12 protein-coding genes are annotated in these 15,757 nt (G+C 64.6%); 5 read left to right on the forward strand and 7 right to left on the reverse strand.

Annotation, left to right across the window (positions count from 1 at the left end; all coding sequences use genetic code 11):
- Positions 1-56: 56 nt before the first annotated feature.
- Positions 57-1,088, reverse strand: a complete 1,032-nt coding sequence (locus tag BN3270_RS02880; protein ID WP_058985693.1) for a YeiH family protein — start codon at positions 1,086-1,088, stop codon at positions 57-59.
- Positions 1,089-1,196: 108 nt separating this feature from the next.
- On the opposite strand from BN3270_RS02880, the gene BN3270_RS02885 reads away from it, so the two are divergent.
- On the forward strand, positions 1,197-2,054 hold the full coding sequence (locus BN3270_RS02885; protein WP_058985694.1) for a LysR family transcriptional regulator: 858 nt from the start codon (positions 1,197-1,199) through the stop codon (positions 2,052-2,054).
- A gap of 285 nt (positions 2,055-2,339) precedes the next feature.
- Positions 2,340-3,839, forward strand: a complete 1,500-nt coding sequence (locus BN3270_RS02890; protein WP_271711901.1) for an APC family permease — start codon at positions 2,340-2,342, stop codon at positions 3,837-3,839.
- A 480-nt stretch (positions 3,840-4,319) separates the two neighbouring features.
- Here BN3270_RS02890 and BN3270_RS02900 read toward each other — a convergent pair whose 3' ends face one another.
- The 5 genes from BN3270_RS02900 to BN3270_RS02920 form a co-directional block, all read right to left on the reverse strand.
- The gene (locus BN3270_RS02900; protein ID WP_058985696.1) at positions 4,320-4,736 is read right to left on the reverse strand and encodes a lipocalin family protein; all 417 of its coding nucleotides are present in this window, start codon (positions 4,734-4,736) and stop codon (positions 4,320-4,322) included.
- Positions 4,737-4,769: 33 nt separating this feature from the next.
- On the reverse strand, positions 4,770-5,486 hold the full coding sequence (locus tag BN3270_RS02905) for a DUF4428 domain-containing protein (protein ID WP_271711902.1): 717 nt from the start codon (positions 5,484-5,486) through the stop codon (positions 4,770-4,772).
- Between the two features lie 216 nt (positions 5,487-5,702).
- A complete protein-coding gene (locus BN3270_RS02910; RefSeq protein ID WP_058985698.1) occupies positions 5,703-6,359 on the reverse strand; it encodes a response regulator transcription factor in 657 nt (218 codons plus the stop codon).
- Entirely contained in the window at positions 6,337-7,854 is a 1,518-nt protein-coding gene (locus tag BN3270_RS02915) for a sensor histidine kinase (RefSeq protein ID WP_058985699.1), read from the reverse strand. The genes BN3270_RS02910 and BN3270_RS02915 overlap by 23 nt, the downstream gene beginning before the upstream one ends.
- Complete coding sequence (locus BN3270_RS02920) at positions 7,851-9,635, reverse strand: hypothetical protein (RefSeq protein ID WP_167551315.1); 1,785 nt, start codon at positions 9,633-9,635, stop codon at positions 7,851-7,853. The genes BN3270_RS02915 and BN3270_RS02920 overlap by 4 nt, the downstream gene beginning before the upstream one ends.
- Before the next feature lie 246 nt (positions 9,636-9,881).
- Between BN3270_RS02920 and BN3270_RS02925 the strand changes: the two genes are divergently transcribed.
- From BN3270_RS02925 to BN3270_RS02935, 3 genes are all read left to right on the forward strand, one after another.
- Positions 9,882-11,384, forward strand: coding sequence for an SPFH domain-containing protein (locus BN3270_RS02925; protein ID WP_271711903.1), 1,503 nt, complete (start codon positions 9,882-9,884; stop codon positions 11,382-11,384).
- Positions 11,385-12,231: 847 nt separating this feature from the next.
- Positions 12,232-13,515, forward strand: coding sequence for an amidohydrolase (locus BN3270_RS02930; RefSeq protein WP_058985701.1), 1,284 nt, complete (start codon positions 12,232-12,234; stop codon positions 13,513-13,515).
- Between the two features lie 104 nt (positions 13,516-13,619).
- On the forward strand, positions 13,620-14,354 hold the full coding sequence (locus BN3270_RS02935) for a dioxygenase (protein ID WP_271711904.1): 735 nt from the start codon (positions 13,620-13,622) through the stop codon (positions 14,352-14,354).
- Positions 14,355-14,416: 62 nt separating this feature from the next.
- On the opposite strand, the gene BN3270_RS02940 is transcribed toward BN3270_RS02935, so the two are convergent.
- Positions 14,417-15,613, reverse strand: a complete 1,197-nt coding sequence (locus BN3270_RS02940; protein ID WP_058985702.1) for a PucR family transcriptional regulator — start codon at positions 15,611-15,613, stop codon at positions 14,417-14,419.
- Between the last annotated feature and the right edge of the window lie 144 nt (positions 15,614-15,757).

The following is a 15,757-nucleotide window of genomic DNA, read 5'->3' on the forward strand; positions in this document are numbered from 1 at the left end:
GCGGCGATACCTCTTCGGGTGCAGCTCGCCGAGCCCTCCCAGCAGTCGCTCCCCGCCTAGAAGAAGAGACGGGCCGCTGCCATCACGAACAGCATGAGCACGACCGAGGCGACGAACGCCGCGCCCAGGGCGTTGCGGCCGCGCGAGAGAAGGACGCGAAAGTTGACCGTCATACCCAAGGCGGCCATGGCCATCCCCAAGAGCAGGTAGCTCGTATTCACCAGGCCGGCGAGGGCGCCTTCGCCCAGGGGAACGAACGTGCCCACCACGCTCGCCGCGAGGAAGCCCACCATGAACCAGGGGATGGGCACGCGCCCGGCTGCTTGTCCTGCGTCTTCCCCGCCGTGCCGGCGGCGGTACCATAGGCCGATCACCATCGCCGCCGGAGCCAGCAAGAGCACGCGCGAGAGCTTGGTGATGATCGCCACGTCGAGGCTTTCGGACCCCAGGGCGCTGCCCGCCGCCACCGCATGGGCGATTTCGTGCAGCGACCCTCCCGCCAGGACGCCGAACTGCGATGAGCTCAGGCCCAGCAGAGGGCCAAGTGCCACGTCCACCAGGGTGAACACGGTGCCCAGGATCGCGACGACGGCCACGGCGACCACCTTGTTTTCGGACTGACGCACACGGTCGCGCTCGGTGGCGCCTTCGGGCAGCTGGGAAGAGATGCCCATCACGGCGGCGGCCCCGCAAATGCCGCATCCCGATGCGGTGAGAATCGCCAAATGGGAATCGACGCCCATCTTGCGCGCCAGCTTGTAGGTGAGCGCGATAGTCCCCGCAACGATCGCGCAGGCGAGCGCGATGGTCCGTACGCCCGAATCGGCGAGCACGAGCAGGTTGAGGCGGAAGCCCAGAAGGATGATGCCCGCGCGAAGGAACTTGTTGGAGATAAGGGCGATGCCACGGCTACCGAAAGCCACCGGGCGCCGCAAGGCCTGCGCCAGCATGCCCAGCAAGAGCGATATCACCATAGCGCCCACCACCTGCAGGTAGGGCAGCTTGGCGAGCAGGCTGCCCGCAAGCGAGCAGGCGAAGGTGAGCGCAAGCGCCACGAGAAAGCCTTTGGAGAAGACGACTTCTTTCATGCACGGTCCTTTCGATTGAATGCGGACCAAGTGTAGCGACGTGCGGCTATAATCTTTCCCAATAGTATGTTATCGATGCATTAGCATTGCTTATAAGATGAGGCTTCCATGTTCAACCTGCTCGACCACCGCCTTGCAACCCTCGCGGTCGTGGCGCGCACGGGATCCTATACCGCTGCCGCCGAAGAGCTCTTCATCAGCCAGCCGGCGGTATCGCAGCACATCGCCTCGCTCGCTTCCGAGCTGGGCGTCCGCCTGGTCGAGCGGCGCGGACGCCGCATGGAGCTCACCAGCGCCGCGCTCGAGCTGGTGGGCTACGCCAACCGCGCGGGCATCGACGGCACCCGCCTGGTCGAGCGCCTCCAGCAGGGCGCGCCGCAGCCCCTGGCCCTGGGTGCCACCCTGTCGATCAGCCAGTTCCTCCTGCCGCACTTGATCACGCGGGCGGTGGCCGCCGAGCGGCCCTTCAGCGTACGCGTCCTCAACACGGCGGGCCTGCTCTCCGGCATCGACGAAGGCACGATCGACCTCGCCCTCGTCGAGGGAAACTTCGACCGAAGCGCCTACGACTTCATCGACCTGGGCGCCGAGCCCTTCGTCGCGGTGCTGCCCGCAGGCGCCCCGCAGCCGACCGGTTTCGAGGACCTCCTCGACACCCCGTTGCTCCTGCGCGAGCGCGGGTCGGGCACGCGAGCCATTTTCGAGGACATGCTTTCCGCGCGCGGGCTCGCCCTGGCCGATTTCCACCATGTCGTCGAAGTAGGCAATCCCGCCACCATCATTGAAATGCTCAGGCAAGGCTGCGGAGCGTCCTTCATGTACCGCGCGCTCGTGACCGACCAGCTTTCGAACGGCACGCTTTCGGAAGGGCGCGCGGCCTGCCTGCGCTCCGAGCATTTGCTTTCGGCCGTGTATTTGAAGGGGTCGTCCGACGCCGCCCGCTACCGGGCCTTTCTCGACCTGTAGCGGGCATGCGCCAAGAGGCGGACGCGGCAAATAACGCACATTTCCGAACGACTGTTCTTCAATTCGGCTCATATGCTTCGAAATTGTGCGTTATTTCGGACGCAACACCCCGGATGCGTCCTGTGCCGCGCCCCACACGCGCCGGGCAAAAGGCGCACCCCCGTTAATTCCCCGCTCGGCTTGACACGAAAGCGCCTTCTTGCGGTAGACTCATGCGCGTACTTTATCACTCTAGTTCGCTAAAGTGCGCGCCGGCAATTCGGGCGCGCTGCGGAAGGACACCCCATGGCAGAAGCCCTCGCCCCACAGAAAGGCCAGCTCAAGCGCATGTTTGGTATGCGCGAAGCCGTCACCATCGCCGCTGGATCGGTAATCGGCGTCGGTCTCTTCACCACCGGCTCCAACGTGGTGGGCGATCTGGGACCCTTCGTGATCTTCGCCACCCTGCTGGCGCTCGCGGTGAGCGTCTACCCCTCGCTGCTCTATGCCGAGATGGGCGCCGAGTTGCCCTACGCGGGCGGCACCTACCAGTTCGCATCGATGGGCATCGGCCGCTGGGCAGGGGTCCTCGCAGGCTGGAACTTCATCATCTCCCTCGTGTCGGTGACCGGCGGCGAGGCCCTCGCCTTCAGCTACTACTTCAAGACGATCTTTTTGGCCCTGGGCATCGACCTGCCCATCGACGACGCCGTGCTTGCCGCGCTCGTGGTGGCCGGCTTCACGATTGTCAACGTCTTCGGCGTGGGGCTTTCGGGCCGCGTGCAGAACGCGTCGATGTTCTTCTTCTGGGGCGTGGCCCTCATCTGGTTCCTCACGATGATCCCCAACGTGAGCCTGCCCACCTTCATCACCACGCCCGACTTCATTTCCCAGACCACGCCGCTGTCGTTCTTCGCGGCCATGTGCATGATCTGGTGGTGCTTCGCCGGCTTCGAATCGGCCGTGTCGATGGGCGAGGAAATCAAGTACCCCCATATCAACATCCCCCGCGCCATGTTCCTCACGCCCTTCGTCGTGTTCGCCGTGAACGCCCTGTTCCAGTGGTTCCTGGTAGGCATCACGCCGGTCGACGCGATGGGCGCCCTCTCCGACGCCGACGCGCCCTTCGCCGAAGCCATGATCTCGGCCGGCATCATGGGCTTCCCGCTCATCCTGCTCTGCATCGGCATCGCCTTCGGCGGCGACTTCTCCACTCTCAACGCCTCGACCGCCACCACGGGCCGCTACCTCTTCGTGATGGCACGCGACGGCGCGGTGCCCAAAGTGTTCGCGAAAACGAGCAAGCGCTTCAGCACGCCCTATGTGGCCGTCCTCACGCTCGGCGCACTTTCGATCCTTCTGATTCTCACGAACTCACTCGACTACATCGCCAATCTGTCGCTGTTCGCCGACCTGTTCTACTACGTGATCGGCATCATCGCCGCGCTCTGCCTGCGCCAGCGGTTCCCGCAGATGGCACGCGCCTACCGCGCGCCCGCCATCAAGATCGGCGCGCCGGTGAGCGCCGTGATCTACGTGCTCATGATGACCCAGCTCGAGCCCGACGCCTTCACCACGGGCATCGTGTGGTGCCTGGTCGCGCTCGTCGTGTACGCCATCTGCCGCAAGGTGTACGGAACAGGCGGGGAATTCACGCTCGACTTGGCCGCATCGGGTGCCAACGACGAACCCGATGACGAAGAGCGGGCCAAAATGGACCGCGAGTACCGCCTGTGGAAGATCGTCGTGGGCGCTGCCTGCGTCCTCGCCCCCGTGCTGTTTGCCTTCCCCTACCTGCTGGTGTAGAAGAGCGCAGCAGAGCGGGCAAAGGTGGCGGGCTCACGTGCCGCCTTTGCTCGCTAGCGCTTGACGCGCGCGACGCGCTTGTCCGCCCGCGCGGGCGCGCGAAATAGGCGAGCAGCAGCGAGCCGCCCAGGGAGTGTGCACTGGGGCACCATGTCCTCGCTCGCCCCCAAGAGGCGGGCGACGCTTTCCATACAGGCGAAACCCGCCAACGCAAGCACGGTGCCGGCGGCAAGCGTCACGTAGACGATCAATGAGAGCAGGGTGTTGCCCTCCCCGACCCGCCTCGAGCGAGAGCAGGCCCTCGCGCACCATGCGATGCACGGCGGAGTTGATGGTCTGCTTGCCGTCGAAGCAGCGCATCACGAGCGCACGCAATCGCCATGAGCGTCGCATACAAGGCGGACACGCGAACGGCCGGCGGCGCATCCGCGCGCCAGCCGGCCGTTCGTCTCATGAGGGGTTCGCCCTTTGGCTTCCGCCCTATCCCTTGTTGGAATCATCCTTCTTTTCGAAGGTCATCGAGACATCGCTCTCGCTCAGGGTGAGCTTGCCGTCTTTCAGCGTTGCAGGCACCGAATCGCCTTCGACGGTAAAGGTGGCTTCGGTTGCGCTCTTCGCTTCCCAATCGCCCTTCTGGGACTCGCCGAAGAAGGTCAGATTGAAGGTGCCGTCCTCGTTGACGGTCAAGTCGATCGTCATCCCCAGCGAGTCGAGCATGGCCATGTCGTCGGCGCTCACGGGCTCGCCGTTTTCGGTCATCTCGGTGAGCTTCCACTGCCCGATATAGGCTTTCTTGGCATCGGCGCTCGATCCGCTGCAGGCGAACAAGCCCAGGCACAGCAGGGCCAAGGCGCATACCAGGACGATGCGGCCCGCCATTTTCTTCGTCGTCTCCATTTGAATCCCTTCCTTTCTGTCACCGCACAGGTGCTATACGCCCATGGCGCCGCCGCAGTATTCGCAGCGCCCGTTCGCGTCCGGAATGGTGGTGGCCCCGCAGAAGGGGCAGGTCTGCGCAACCTTGGGCTTGGCCGCCTCGGCTGCGGCGTCGCGCGTCTCCTGTCGCACCGTCGCGAGGGCCTCGCGGATCTCGCCCGCCTGGCGTTCGGCCTCGCGGAATTCAACCGACGTACGCTCTTCGATGCGACAGTCGTTGATCTTGAAGGTGATCTCGTCGAAGTAGGGCGTGTTCACATGGATGGTGAGGTACATGTCGTAGTCGACGTCGTAGCGGGGCGGTTCGTAGGAATGCTCGTTACCGTCGTCGTCTCGCCAGTGCAGCTCGGTGCGCGATTCGCGGATTTCGGTATCGCACCCGGTCACCTGCGAGAAATCGAGCACGTCGGGGTTGGCGTCGCGCCAACGGCCGCCCTTGGTGACAAGGAAGCGATGGGCGTCCTCGTCGAGCAGGACCTTCGTGTCGTTGCCAAGCGTGCGCGTGACGTTGAACTGCGCGACCCGTTCCTTGTTGGCCTCGCGCCATGCCAGCTGGTCGGAGATTTCCGCCACCGTCGAATGCCGTCGCTCGCTGAAAAACGGGGAAAGCTTCGACGCGCATTCCTTGCAGAGGTTTCCGTCCTCGAGCTTGCGATTGCCCAACAGCCCGATTTCGCCGCCGCAGATGGCACACGTCTTCTTTTCGAACATTTTCCCGAACAGGCCCATCGTCGACCCCCTTGCCTCAAAGGTTGCTTCCTACGTTTATTGTGGCGAAAGGGGCCCATCGCCAGAAGCCACCTGCGTCCCATTTAGCGGCTCTGCAGCGCGCCATGCGGCTCGACTGGGTCCGCTGCGGGAGCAAGCGAACCGCACACGCGGGTGCCACCGCCAGCGCGAGCGCATGCGGCGCCCGTACGCGGGCGATCAGGAAACGGCAGGAGACTCTGGCCCGATGGGCTCATCGGGCGCAAGCTGGGGGACGATGAGGCCACTGGCGACGGCGTGCACTGCCAAGCGCAGAATGCTGTCGTAGCCGGTTTTGGCGAGGATCTCGGATATGCGCCGCTTGACGGTCCCCTCGCTCATGTAGAGGTCGCAAGCGATTTCCTTGCGCGACTTGCCCTCGCAGACGCAGCGCAGGATGGCGATTTCGGTATCGGAAAGCTTGGCCGCACCCGACAGCATGCTCGCATGCGCATGGGGGAAGGTCGAGTAGCCCTCGGCGGTCGACGTGATGATCGCGGCGAGCTCAGCGGTGCCCACGTTCTTGTACACGAAGCTGTCGGCGCCGGCGCTTTTGGCCTGGTCGATAAAGGTAATTTCGGGCATTCCCGTCATGATTACGACTTTGACCTGGGGAAAGTCCCTTTTGATAGCGCGGGTGGCGGAAATGCCGTTCGCGTCGTGTTCCGTGCACACGTCCATGAGGACGACGTCGACATCGTGGGCGCGCACGGCGGCAAGCGCGAGCTCGGCGTTGCCTATACCGGCCACCACCTGCATATCGGGGCGGGTGTCGAGCGCGGCGGAGAGCGACTCGCGCAAGATTACCTGGTCTTCAACGATGAGGATGCGAATCATGGGAAGCCTCCTTTGGGTCGAGGGAGCGATCGCGGGCATCGCGCGGGGAAAGCGGTAGACGCGCGCGTAGGGAGAAAGGCGAGGTGGAAACGATCTCGAAGGTACCGCCCACCTCCTCGGCGGCCGCACGCATGCCCGGCACGCCAAGGCCTTCGGTCAGATGCGACGGCGCAGGGGCGCCGTTGTTCGAAACCGTGAGCGTGCACGCCTCCGACGTGAGGGAAATCGCAACGTCAACGCGGGCTGCCTGCCCGTGCTTGACGGCGTTGGTCGCCGATTCGCGCACGATGTCGACGACTGCGCGCGCAAGGCGCCGCTCGCGGGGCAGCGTGCCTTCCACAACAAGAGCGCACCTCACGAGCGAGAAGGCGTCGACGATGGAGGCGAGTTCGGCTACGGGATCCACCTCGTCGGCGACGGCGATGTCGTGGGTGATGTCGCGCAGGAGCTCCTTCACCTGCGCGAGCTCTGCGGCCGTAGGGTCGCTCTTTTCCAGATAGCGGTGCAGAATCGAAAGCTTCTGCCCGATCGTGTCGTGCACGCGCGAACGCATTTTGCGCTCGGCATCGGCCCGCGCGACCGCTCGCACGTCGGCAAGGGAGGCGGCGAGCTCGCGATTGGCCGTCGCAAGCAGATCGTTCGTGCGCGCGATAGCCCGGTTGAGCGACTCCTCTTCCGTCACGTCGGCGGCGGTGACGCAGCGGCAGTGCCTGGCACGCAGCATGACATGGCAGACATCGAACAGCAGCGTCGAGCCGTCCGGCATGACGACGCGCAGCTGGCGCAGCGCCTCGTAGGGATCTTCCGGCTGGGCATCTTGCTCGCTGTCGGGAGCCCCGCGTCCCGCCTGCACGAGAAACGCGGCTATCTCGTCGGCGGACGAGAGGTCGGCAGGCGCCCCCAAGCCGTTTAGGCAAGAGCGCATGCGGTTGTTCATGAACACGATGCGTCCGTGCATGTCTGCATACAGCACGCCCTCGGGCAGCACGTCGAGCGCATCGACGCACGAGAGCGGCGAGGGCTGGCGCTGGAGCACGACCCGGTCGACCGCCAGGTTGCTGGCCGTGCGGAACAGAACGTAGCCGCACTCCACGATGACCAGAACCACATAGGAATCGCCGAGTGCAGACACGAACGGCGGGGTAAAGCAGAGGAGCAGCACCGCTTCCACGCTCTCCCAGACACGGTGGCAGCGCACCGCCACGAGCAGCGCGAGCAGCGCGCATGGCACGCTCACGTACAGCAGCAGATCAGCCGGCACCTTGAGCGCGAAGAGGTACACGAACCCGCTCACGTTGCCAGTCACCGACAGCTGGACGAGCGCAACGCAGACAAAGAGCTGCACGACCAGGGAAAACTCGTACGCGCATCGCAGCGGCGACGAATCGGCGCGCTTGGTGCACAGCAAAGCGTGCACGAATTGCCCGCACACGAGCAGAAACAGGCATGCGTAGAGCGCATGGGCGACGGGAGTATGCACCGACAGAACGTTCACGAGCCCGTTTCCTCCCGCACGAGCAGCTCGACGCGCACAGCTGCGTCCTCGAAGGAAACCGAGGCCGACTGCCCCGCTTCATCCGGCGACTCCAGCAGCCGGCACGCCTTCCCCAACGCCTCCGCGCACGCCTCCGCGCACTGGAGCACGCCGCGGATGCGGACATCGCCCGGGGCAGGCGCCTGCTGCACATAGAGCATCACGACGGCATCGTCGAGGCCGCACGCAACGTCCGCGAGCTCGTACAGGCAATCGTAGACCGCGCTTGCAGCGTGCGTCGAGACCGGTCGGGCAACATCAACGAGCGTGCCGCATTCGATGCCGACCCCGCGCATATCGCTTGCAATCTGGCCCAAGCCGAGCCGCAAGCTCTCTGGGGTAACCGCAGAGCCCTCCTCGCCTCCAAGCGCGAGCGCCCCCTGCTGTTTGCACCAGCTCACGAGCAACTTGGCTTGGGCGAGTTGGCCGCGCGCCAGGGCCGGGTCGTCCGGCAGCGCGTCGAGCAGGCTGTCGATGCGCGCGACCTTTTCTGCCAGGGTCTCGGTGATGTCGTCTGCAATCCGCGCTTCCTCGCGCTGGCGCGCGAGCGTGCGTTCGAGCTCGCTTTGGTGGGAAAGCGCCCGGTTGCGACGCTTGAGCTGGGCGCGCTGGCGTTCGAGCTGGGCGCGCTGCTCCACAAGCGACGAGACGTCCTTTCTGGCGAGCGCGTATCCGCCCAGCACCGCATACACCGTATAGCTGGACCTCGGCGTCTTGGAAAGGTGCAGCGTCACGGGGCCGTCGGAATGCCCCGCTACGCGGACAGCGCGTGCGGCAAGGTGCTCGGGCAGAGGCTTTGCCGCATCCGACTGCGCGCAGACGCGCCCCTTCCCGTCGAGCACGCGCACGTCGTAGGGCACGGTCTCGAACAGCGCTCCGTACCATGTGTACGAGGGGAGTATTCCAAGCTCGAGCGCGCACTCCATCCCGATCATGACGAGCAGGGACTGCACAACGGTCAAGTTGAGCGGAAAGCTCGCCCCAAGCACATAGAGAATGCTGTAGGCCGCGCCAACGGCCAAGAAGAACCCCACCACTGCCAGCGTCTTGCGCAGGTCCTTGCGTGCGTTGACGAAGGCGATGATGAGAAAGCCCAGGTACTGGACGATAATCCAGATGTAGAGGACGACATACGCGGGGGCATAGGCATACGCAGATCTCCACTCGGGGTCGGAAAAGTCAAAGTCGAAGACCGCATGGTGGAGGTTGTTCGTGAGCACGAGCACAAGGAACATGCCGTCGATGGCAAAGCACGCCGCCCGCGCCCAGCGCGCCCGTGGAGAAGAGCCCCATTTGGTCTGCGGGACGATGGAAAACAGCACGAACGTGGGGACGGCCAGCATCGGAAGGTAGTACAGGTACCACATGATGCTTACGGCGATGCTGCTCTGGACATTCCACTTTGCGACGGTGAGCGCGAGCCAGAAGAAGAGCAGCGCCGCAACGGCAAGCAGGCAGCGCATCGTCTCTGCAGAGGAACAGCGCAAGCGGACTGAGTAGCCCCACCCGGTCACGGCAAGCGCGCAGAGGACCATGACGAGCTCCCTGTTGATGCTGCCGTCCGTGGGATACCGGGGCTCGACCTGGGACGGTGGCGTCGCCACCTGGCAAATGCACAGCACGGCGACCAGCACGACGGCGCACGAAGCGGCGGCCAGGCGAATGATGCGGATGCGCTTGGCAGCCGCCTGCGGCGTCATGCCGGCAAGGCCGCGTGTTTGGTATGTGCTCCGCCTCTCCACCAGCCTGCCGCCTTTCGTCCGAAACGACCTGCATTGAAGTATACGCGACACCTGAAACGGAAAAATCGGCTGGGCAGCTGCCGGGCGGGATACAGCTGGGACATTCGGCTCTCTTTTCACGCGAGAGCTGGCCAGATGTCTCAGCGAAATGCAGGCAAGCGGGGCACGGGGGTGTCTATTTCGAGAGGACTACCAGCTAGGATTTACGTTGAGCACGATTGCAGCACTCTCGGAAAGGGGCCTGTCATGGGACTTCTGAAAGCCGGCATAGGCGCAGCGAGCGGCGTTTTGGCCGATTCGTGCCGCGACTACTTCTACTGCACATCACTCGATGCCGACACCCTTGTTGCAAAGGGAGAAAAGCGCACGTCGGAGCGGAGTTCGAACGTGCACGGCGAGCAGAACATAATATCGGACGGATCGATTGTGGCGGTCAACGAGGGCCAGTTCATGATCATCGTCGAGCAGGGCGCGATCGTCGAGGCCTGCGGCGAGCCCGGCGAGTTCGTCTTCGATTCCTCCACCGAGCCGAGCCTTTTCTTCGGCGAGTCGGGGTCGCTGGGCGAGCGCCTGCGCCAGACCTTCGAGCGCATGGGCGCGCGATTTTCCTTCGGCGGCGACACCGGCAAGGACCAGCGGGTCTACTTCTTCAACACGAAAGAGATCGTCAACAACAAGTACGGAACGGCCTCCCCGGTACCTTTCCGCGTCGTCGACGCCAACATCGGACTCGACGTGGACATCTCGGTGCGCTGCAACGGATCCTACTCCTACCGCATCGTCAACCCGCTGCTCTTCTACAAGAACGTGTGCGGCAACGTTGAAGAGCCCTACCGGCGCGACCAGATCGACGGGCAGCTGAAAAGCGAGCTGCTCACCGCCTTGCAACCGGCCTTCGCCCGCATCTCGGCGATGGGCGTGCGCTACAGCGCCGTACCCGCGCACACCAAAGAGCTCGCCCAGGCGCTCAACGAAGAGCTTTCCGACACCTGGTCCGACCTGCGCGGCATCGAGGTGGCGTCGTTCGGCGTGAACTCGATCGCCGCGTCGCCCGAAGACGAGGACATGATCAAGCAGCTTCAGAAGGCGGCGGTCATGCGCGACCCCACCATGGCGGCGGCGAACTTGGCGGCGGCCCAAAGCGACGCCATGCGCGCGGCGGCAGCCAACGAGGCGGGAGCCGCCGTGGGCTTCATGGGCATGGGAATGGCAGGCGCCATGGGCGGCATGAACGGCGCCGACCTGTACGGACGCGGGAGTGCCGGAGGCGCTGCGGCGCCGCAATCCGCCTACCAGCAGGCTCCGGGCGGGGGCTTTGGCGCGGCGGCGGGCACGGCACGCGGGGGCAGGTGCCGCAGCGGGAGCCAACGGCTGGACCTGTCCGGCATGCGGCGTGGCCAACACCGGCAAGTTCTGCTCCGAGTGCGGCGCCCCGCGCCCGGCAGCGGCGCAGGGCGCATGGCACTGTCCGGCATGCGGCGCGGCCAACACCGGCAAGTTCTGCTCCGAGTGCGGCACCCCGCGCCCGTAACGCACGACGAGCAACCGGCGGGGCCGCAAACGCAGGGCACGCGGCCCCGCCTTGCGTGCCCGAAGGCGTTCCAGAGGGGCTTCGGGTGCAGGGCGCGCGCCCGTTTTGCAAGCGGAACGCGACCCACGGGAGGATCGATGGCACACTTCTTCGTCCCCTCCGCGGCTGACCGCGTCCCCCGAAAAAGCGCAAGCGCAGCGCCTCGTCCCGCATGTTGAGCGACCCGGCATAAGCAGCGCACACGTCCCGACCGAGCGGAGGCAGAAAGCCCCTTCCACCGGAGACGCCCTCCACCGAATCGTCCCCCGTCACGCCCAGAGGACGAAAATGGCATGCCGATCAAGTTTTCGAGAGAAATCGGCTTCGATACCTAATCGAACGTCACGTTATTGAACGAAACATCAATAGACGTTCACTAATTTTTCCGAACGACTCTGAAATGGCTCGAAAACTTGATCGGCGTGCCATGGAGGCGCCCGTTTCGTTTCCAGGCGCGCAAAGGGGGCGTACAGCCGCAGCGGAAAGCAGGGGGGTGTGGAAAGAAACGGCGACCGAGGCGAGACGGGCGCAGCGGAACGCGCGCGGCCCAAGGCGGAACGCGAGCATCGTGAAGCACGCTGCCCGAGGCGAGACGGACACAGCGGGAAGCACGAGGCCCGGGGCAAGGCGCGCACGAGGGAAAGCGAGCGCTCGGAGCGCGCAACAGCCCCAACGGGCAGTGGGCGGGCACGGTCACCGCAGCGACGGGCACGCAGGGAGCCAAGAAATGACGTAAATGTCTCTAATTCGCGAGGCCAAAGGTCATGATCGTCAGGATAGTGAACGGATTGTTGAATATCACCCGTCAATGAAGCTCCCAAACGCAGGAACGAGCATCACCCGCGCTTGAAATCCGCGAATGAGCGATATTTACGTCAAAACTCCCCTTCTGGCGTGCAAATGAGACCAAAAGCACGCGGGCGGGCGGGCCGGCGCCCCGCCCCGGCGTGAGGATTTCCTCTGCCCGTAATGGGAAAGCTTCTCAGGTGGGTGTAGCATGAACCCCAAGAGAAGAAAGAGGCTCCCATGACCGACCCCATCAGCACGCCCGCGATCGACGCGTCCACCCCCACCCCGGACGCCATCCGCGCCCTCGCCGCCTCCTACGAGCAGCAGATCGTCGAATGGCGCCGCCACTTCCATCGCCACCCCGAACTGGGCGCCCATGAAGTGCACACCTCGGAATTCATCCGCGCCGAGCTCGCCCGCATCGGCGTGCCCTACCGCCTCGTCCGCGGCGAGCGCCCGCAACGGTTCCAGCAAGAGCGCACCGATTTCATCGGCACGGGCATCATTGCCACGATTGCCGGCACCGCGCCCGACGCCTACGACGACAACGGCACCCCCACCCACCGCATCGCCCTGCGCACCGATATGGACGCCCTGCGCGTTCAGGAACGCACCGAGCTGGCCTTCGCTTCCGAAGCCGAAGGCCTCATGCACGCCTGCGGCCACGACTGTCATATGGCCATGATGCTCGGTGCCGTCCGCGTGCTCTGGGCCCTGCGCGACCGCCTGCACGGCGAGGTCCGCGTCATCTTCCAGCCCGCCGAGGAAATCTCGATCGGCGCGCGCGACATGATCGCCGCCGGCGCGCTCGACGGCGTCGAAGCCATCTACGGCGCCCACATCTGGTCGGAAGTCGACGCCGGCACCGTGTCCTGCCAGCCCGGCCCCCGCATGGCCAACACCGACTGGTTCCGCATCGACATCCAGGGGGCGTCGGCTCACGGGTCGATGCCGCACAAGGGCGTCGACGCCATCGTCATCGCCTGCAAGATCGTCGATTCCCTGCAGGTGCTCGTCTCCCGCGACACCTCGCCCTTCGAACCGATCGTCGTTACCGTGGGCGAAATCCACGGCGGCACCGCCCGCAACATCATGGCCGGCAGTTCTTACCTCACGGGCACCCTACGTACGTGGCACAAGAGCTCGAGAAAAAACGCGATCGAGGAAATCGACCGGATTTCGCGCAAGGTCGCCCATGCGTTTGGCGCCGAATACAACTTCACCTTCGAAGCGGGCAACCCCAACGTCGTCAATGACGCCCGCTGCAGTGAAATCGCCGGCTCCGCCGTCGAGAAGGTGCTTGGCGCGGACGCCCTGGCCACCTACGAAGGCACGCTCGCCGGCGAGGACTTCGCCGAATACCTGCAGATCGTTCCCGGCGTCTTCGCCTTCATCGGCACGCGCAACCCCGCAGTGGGCGCAAAGTTCCCCCAGCACAGCTGCTACTACACCATCGACGAAAGCGTGCTGGCCAAAGGAACTATGGTCGCCGCCCAATGGGCCTGCGACATGCTCGCTTAAACGAGCCCACGCCCGGGCAAATTTTGACCAACTGTAAAAATCACCTGACCGCGAATGGATACACTGAAAGTCACGAGCTTTGGATTGTCTAAAGGAGGCGTTGCATGACCCACTTGAAGTGGAACCACGAACTGCAAGGCAAAAAAGACGTGCTCATGCCAGAAATCGAGCGCGATGACGCCGAAGGCGTCGCCCCGATCGAATCGCGTCTGCGCCACAACATCCTGCGCGTACCCAAGGAAATCGAGCAGGCAAGCGGCATTGTGGTCTACGGCCGTCGCATCAAGAGCCTCCTTTTCAGCACCGACATCGCCATCATCCGCAACTGCGATGCCGACGCCGTGTTCTGCGTCTACCCCTTCACCGCCCAGCGCGCGATCAGCTCTGCCGTGGTGAGCGCGGCCGCCGTGCCCGTCTTCTGCGGCGTGGGCGGCGGCACCACCCAGGGCATGCGCGCCACCTACCTGGCCATGGACGCCGAAAACCAGGGCGCCATGGGCGTCGTAGTAAACGCGCCTTTGCCCAATCGCGATCTGCGCATGATGGCCCGCATCGTCGATATCCCGATCGTTGCCACCGTGGTATCGGAAAATACCGACGTGGGACGCCGCATGGAGTTCGGCGCCACGATCTTGAACGTGGCCGCCGGCGCGAAAACCGCCGAAGTTGTAGCCAAAATCCGCAAGGAGCATCCGCGCGCCCCCATCATCGCCTCGGGCGGCAAGACCCCCGAATCGATCACGAAGACGATTGAAGCCGGCGCCAACGCCATCGTCTACACGCCGCCTTCGTCCTCGCAGCTCTTCAGCACGATGATGGACGATTACCGCGCGATGTAGGCGCAACCGCGCACCCAAGCGGGAAGACGGAACGATCCGCCTTCCCGCTTTTTTTCGCCCGCCTACCGTGCGGCCGCGATCCGCGCCAGGCGCAATGCCACGTCGAGCTGCTCCATGTCGACGGGCTCGCGCGGGGCGAGTCCGGTGAGGCGCTCTATCGCATCGAGCCGGTAGCGCACCGTGTTCTGGTGCTGGCCGAGCGCCTTTGCGGTGCGGGCCACGCTGCAGCCGCACTCCGCAAAAGCTTCGAGCGTCGCCAAGAGCTGTCCATTGTGGGCAGCATCATGTGCGCGCAAGGGCTCGACGATCGCACGCGTGAAACCGGTGAGCTCGGGTTCGTCGGCGAAAGGGAGAAGCACCTTGTCGATGCCGAGCGCATCGAAGCTCACCGGAGCCCCGCCATCGGAAACCGACCGGTCGGCCGCCCACAAGGCTTCGCGCACGCAACGACCGAACCACTCGAGCCCCACCTGCACCGAGCTCGCACCGATGCCGCCTATTTGGGCAGGAGTTTCCGCAGCGTCGAGGGGCGCCAGGACATCGCGCTGGAAGGTGGCGAGGATTGCGCTCGTATCGAGGGCCTGTTCAGGGTCGCAAGTCGCAACGAGCAGGATTCCCCCGCGATAGGAGAAGACGGCAGTTCCGGGGCGGTGAAGGGAGCTCGCCAAAAAGGCGCGGTCGACCGCGCGGGCGCACGCAGCGCCGACGGTTCCCCCTACCACCGCGTAGGCGCACACCAAGCGCTCGTCGAACGAGGGGTTCACGGCCAGTGCGCATGCCCGCACCTCTTCGGCGGGGCAGGACCGTCGCCGCGCCGCATCGACGCGCCCTTGCACGAACGTCGACGAACCCATGTCGCGCACGCGTTCGGACACCTCGACGATCACATGGTCGAAGAGGAACCCCCGCCCGCTGGCCAAGATGAGGGGCAGGTTGCGCGCGTTCGCGTAGCGCAGGGCCGCATCGGGAACCTGCAGGTGCAGAACGTTTTTCACCACGAGCGCGCTCGCCCCGTTCGCCACCAACGTGCGCACCGCTTCGGTGATGAGATAGGGGTCGTCTTTGGCATAGAGGAAGGTCGACAGCACGAGCTGGTCTTCGGCGAGATTGAGCCGTTCGTACTTGTCGCGCAAGCCGGGCATGAGCTCGTAATCTAAGATGCCCACCTCGGAGATGGGGCGCGCCAAACCGCCCGCGCCCGCAACGAGGCGCACGGAGTCGCGATAGACCTTCATGAAATCGGATACGGTGAACGGCATAGCTTTCCTTAGCGATACCTCTGATTCTTATAAGGCCATTATAGAGTGTTCTACAAGATGATTAGAAGAGTATCGAAATAACTGGAATTATATTCTTAAAGCGGCCGCATATTGTTGGAGTATTCTCCATTATTCTCCCCTCGC

The organism is Hugonella massiliensis (genome assembly GCA_001486445.1).
Classification (GTDB): Bacteria; Actinomycetota; Coriobacteriia; order Coriobacteriales; family Eggerthellaceae; genus Hugonella; species Hugonella massiliensis.

Bases quoted from the DNA above. Each gene is read 5' to 3' on its own strand.
- BN3270_RS02905 (WP_271711902.1), bottom strand. From the start codon at position 5,486: ATGTTCGAAAAGAAGACGTGTGCCATCTGCGGCGGCGAAATCGGGCTG.
- BN3270_RS02885 (WP_058985694.1), top strand. From the start codon at position 1,197: ATGTTCAACCTGCTCGACCACCGCCTTGCAACCCTCGCGGTCGTGGCG.
- BN3270_RS02940 (WP_058985702.1), bottom strand. From the start codon at position 15,613: ATGCCGTTCACCGTATCCGATTTCATGAAGGTCTATCGCGACTCCGTG.
- BN3270_RS02935 (WP_271711904.1), top strand. From the start codon at position 13,620: ATGACCCACTTGAAGTGGAACCACGAACTGCAAGGCAAAAAAGACGTG.
- BN3270_RS02910 (WP_058985698.1), bottom strand. From the start codon at position 6,359: ATGATTCGCATCCTCATCGTTGAAGACCAGGTAATCTTGCGCGAGTCG.
- BN3270_RS02930 (WP_058985701.1), top strand. From the start codon at position 12,232: ATGACCGACCCCATCAGCACGCCCGCGATCGACGCGTCCACCCCCACC.
- BN3270_RS02890 (WP_271711901.1), top strand. From the start codon at position 2,340: ATGGCAGAAGCCCTCGCCCCACAGAAAGGCCAGCTCAAGCGCATGTTT.
- BN3270_RS02900 (WP_058985696.1), bottom strand. From the start codon at position 4,736: ATGGAGACGACGAAGAAAATGGCGGGCCGCATCGTCCTGGTATGCGCC.
- BN3270_RS02880 (WP_058985693.1), bottom strand. From the start codon at position 1,088: ATGAAAGAAGTCGTCTTCTCCAAAGGCTTTCTCGTGGCGCTTGCGCTC.
- BN3270_RS02925 (WP_271711903.1), top strand. From the start codon at position 9,882: ATGGGACTTCTGAAAGCCGGCATAGGCGCAGCGAGCGGCGTTTTGGCC.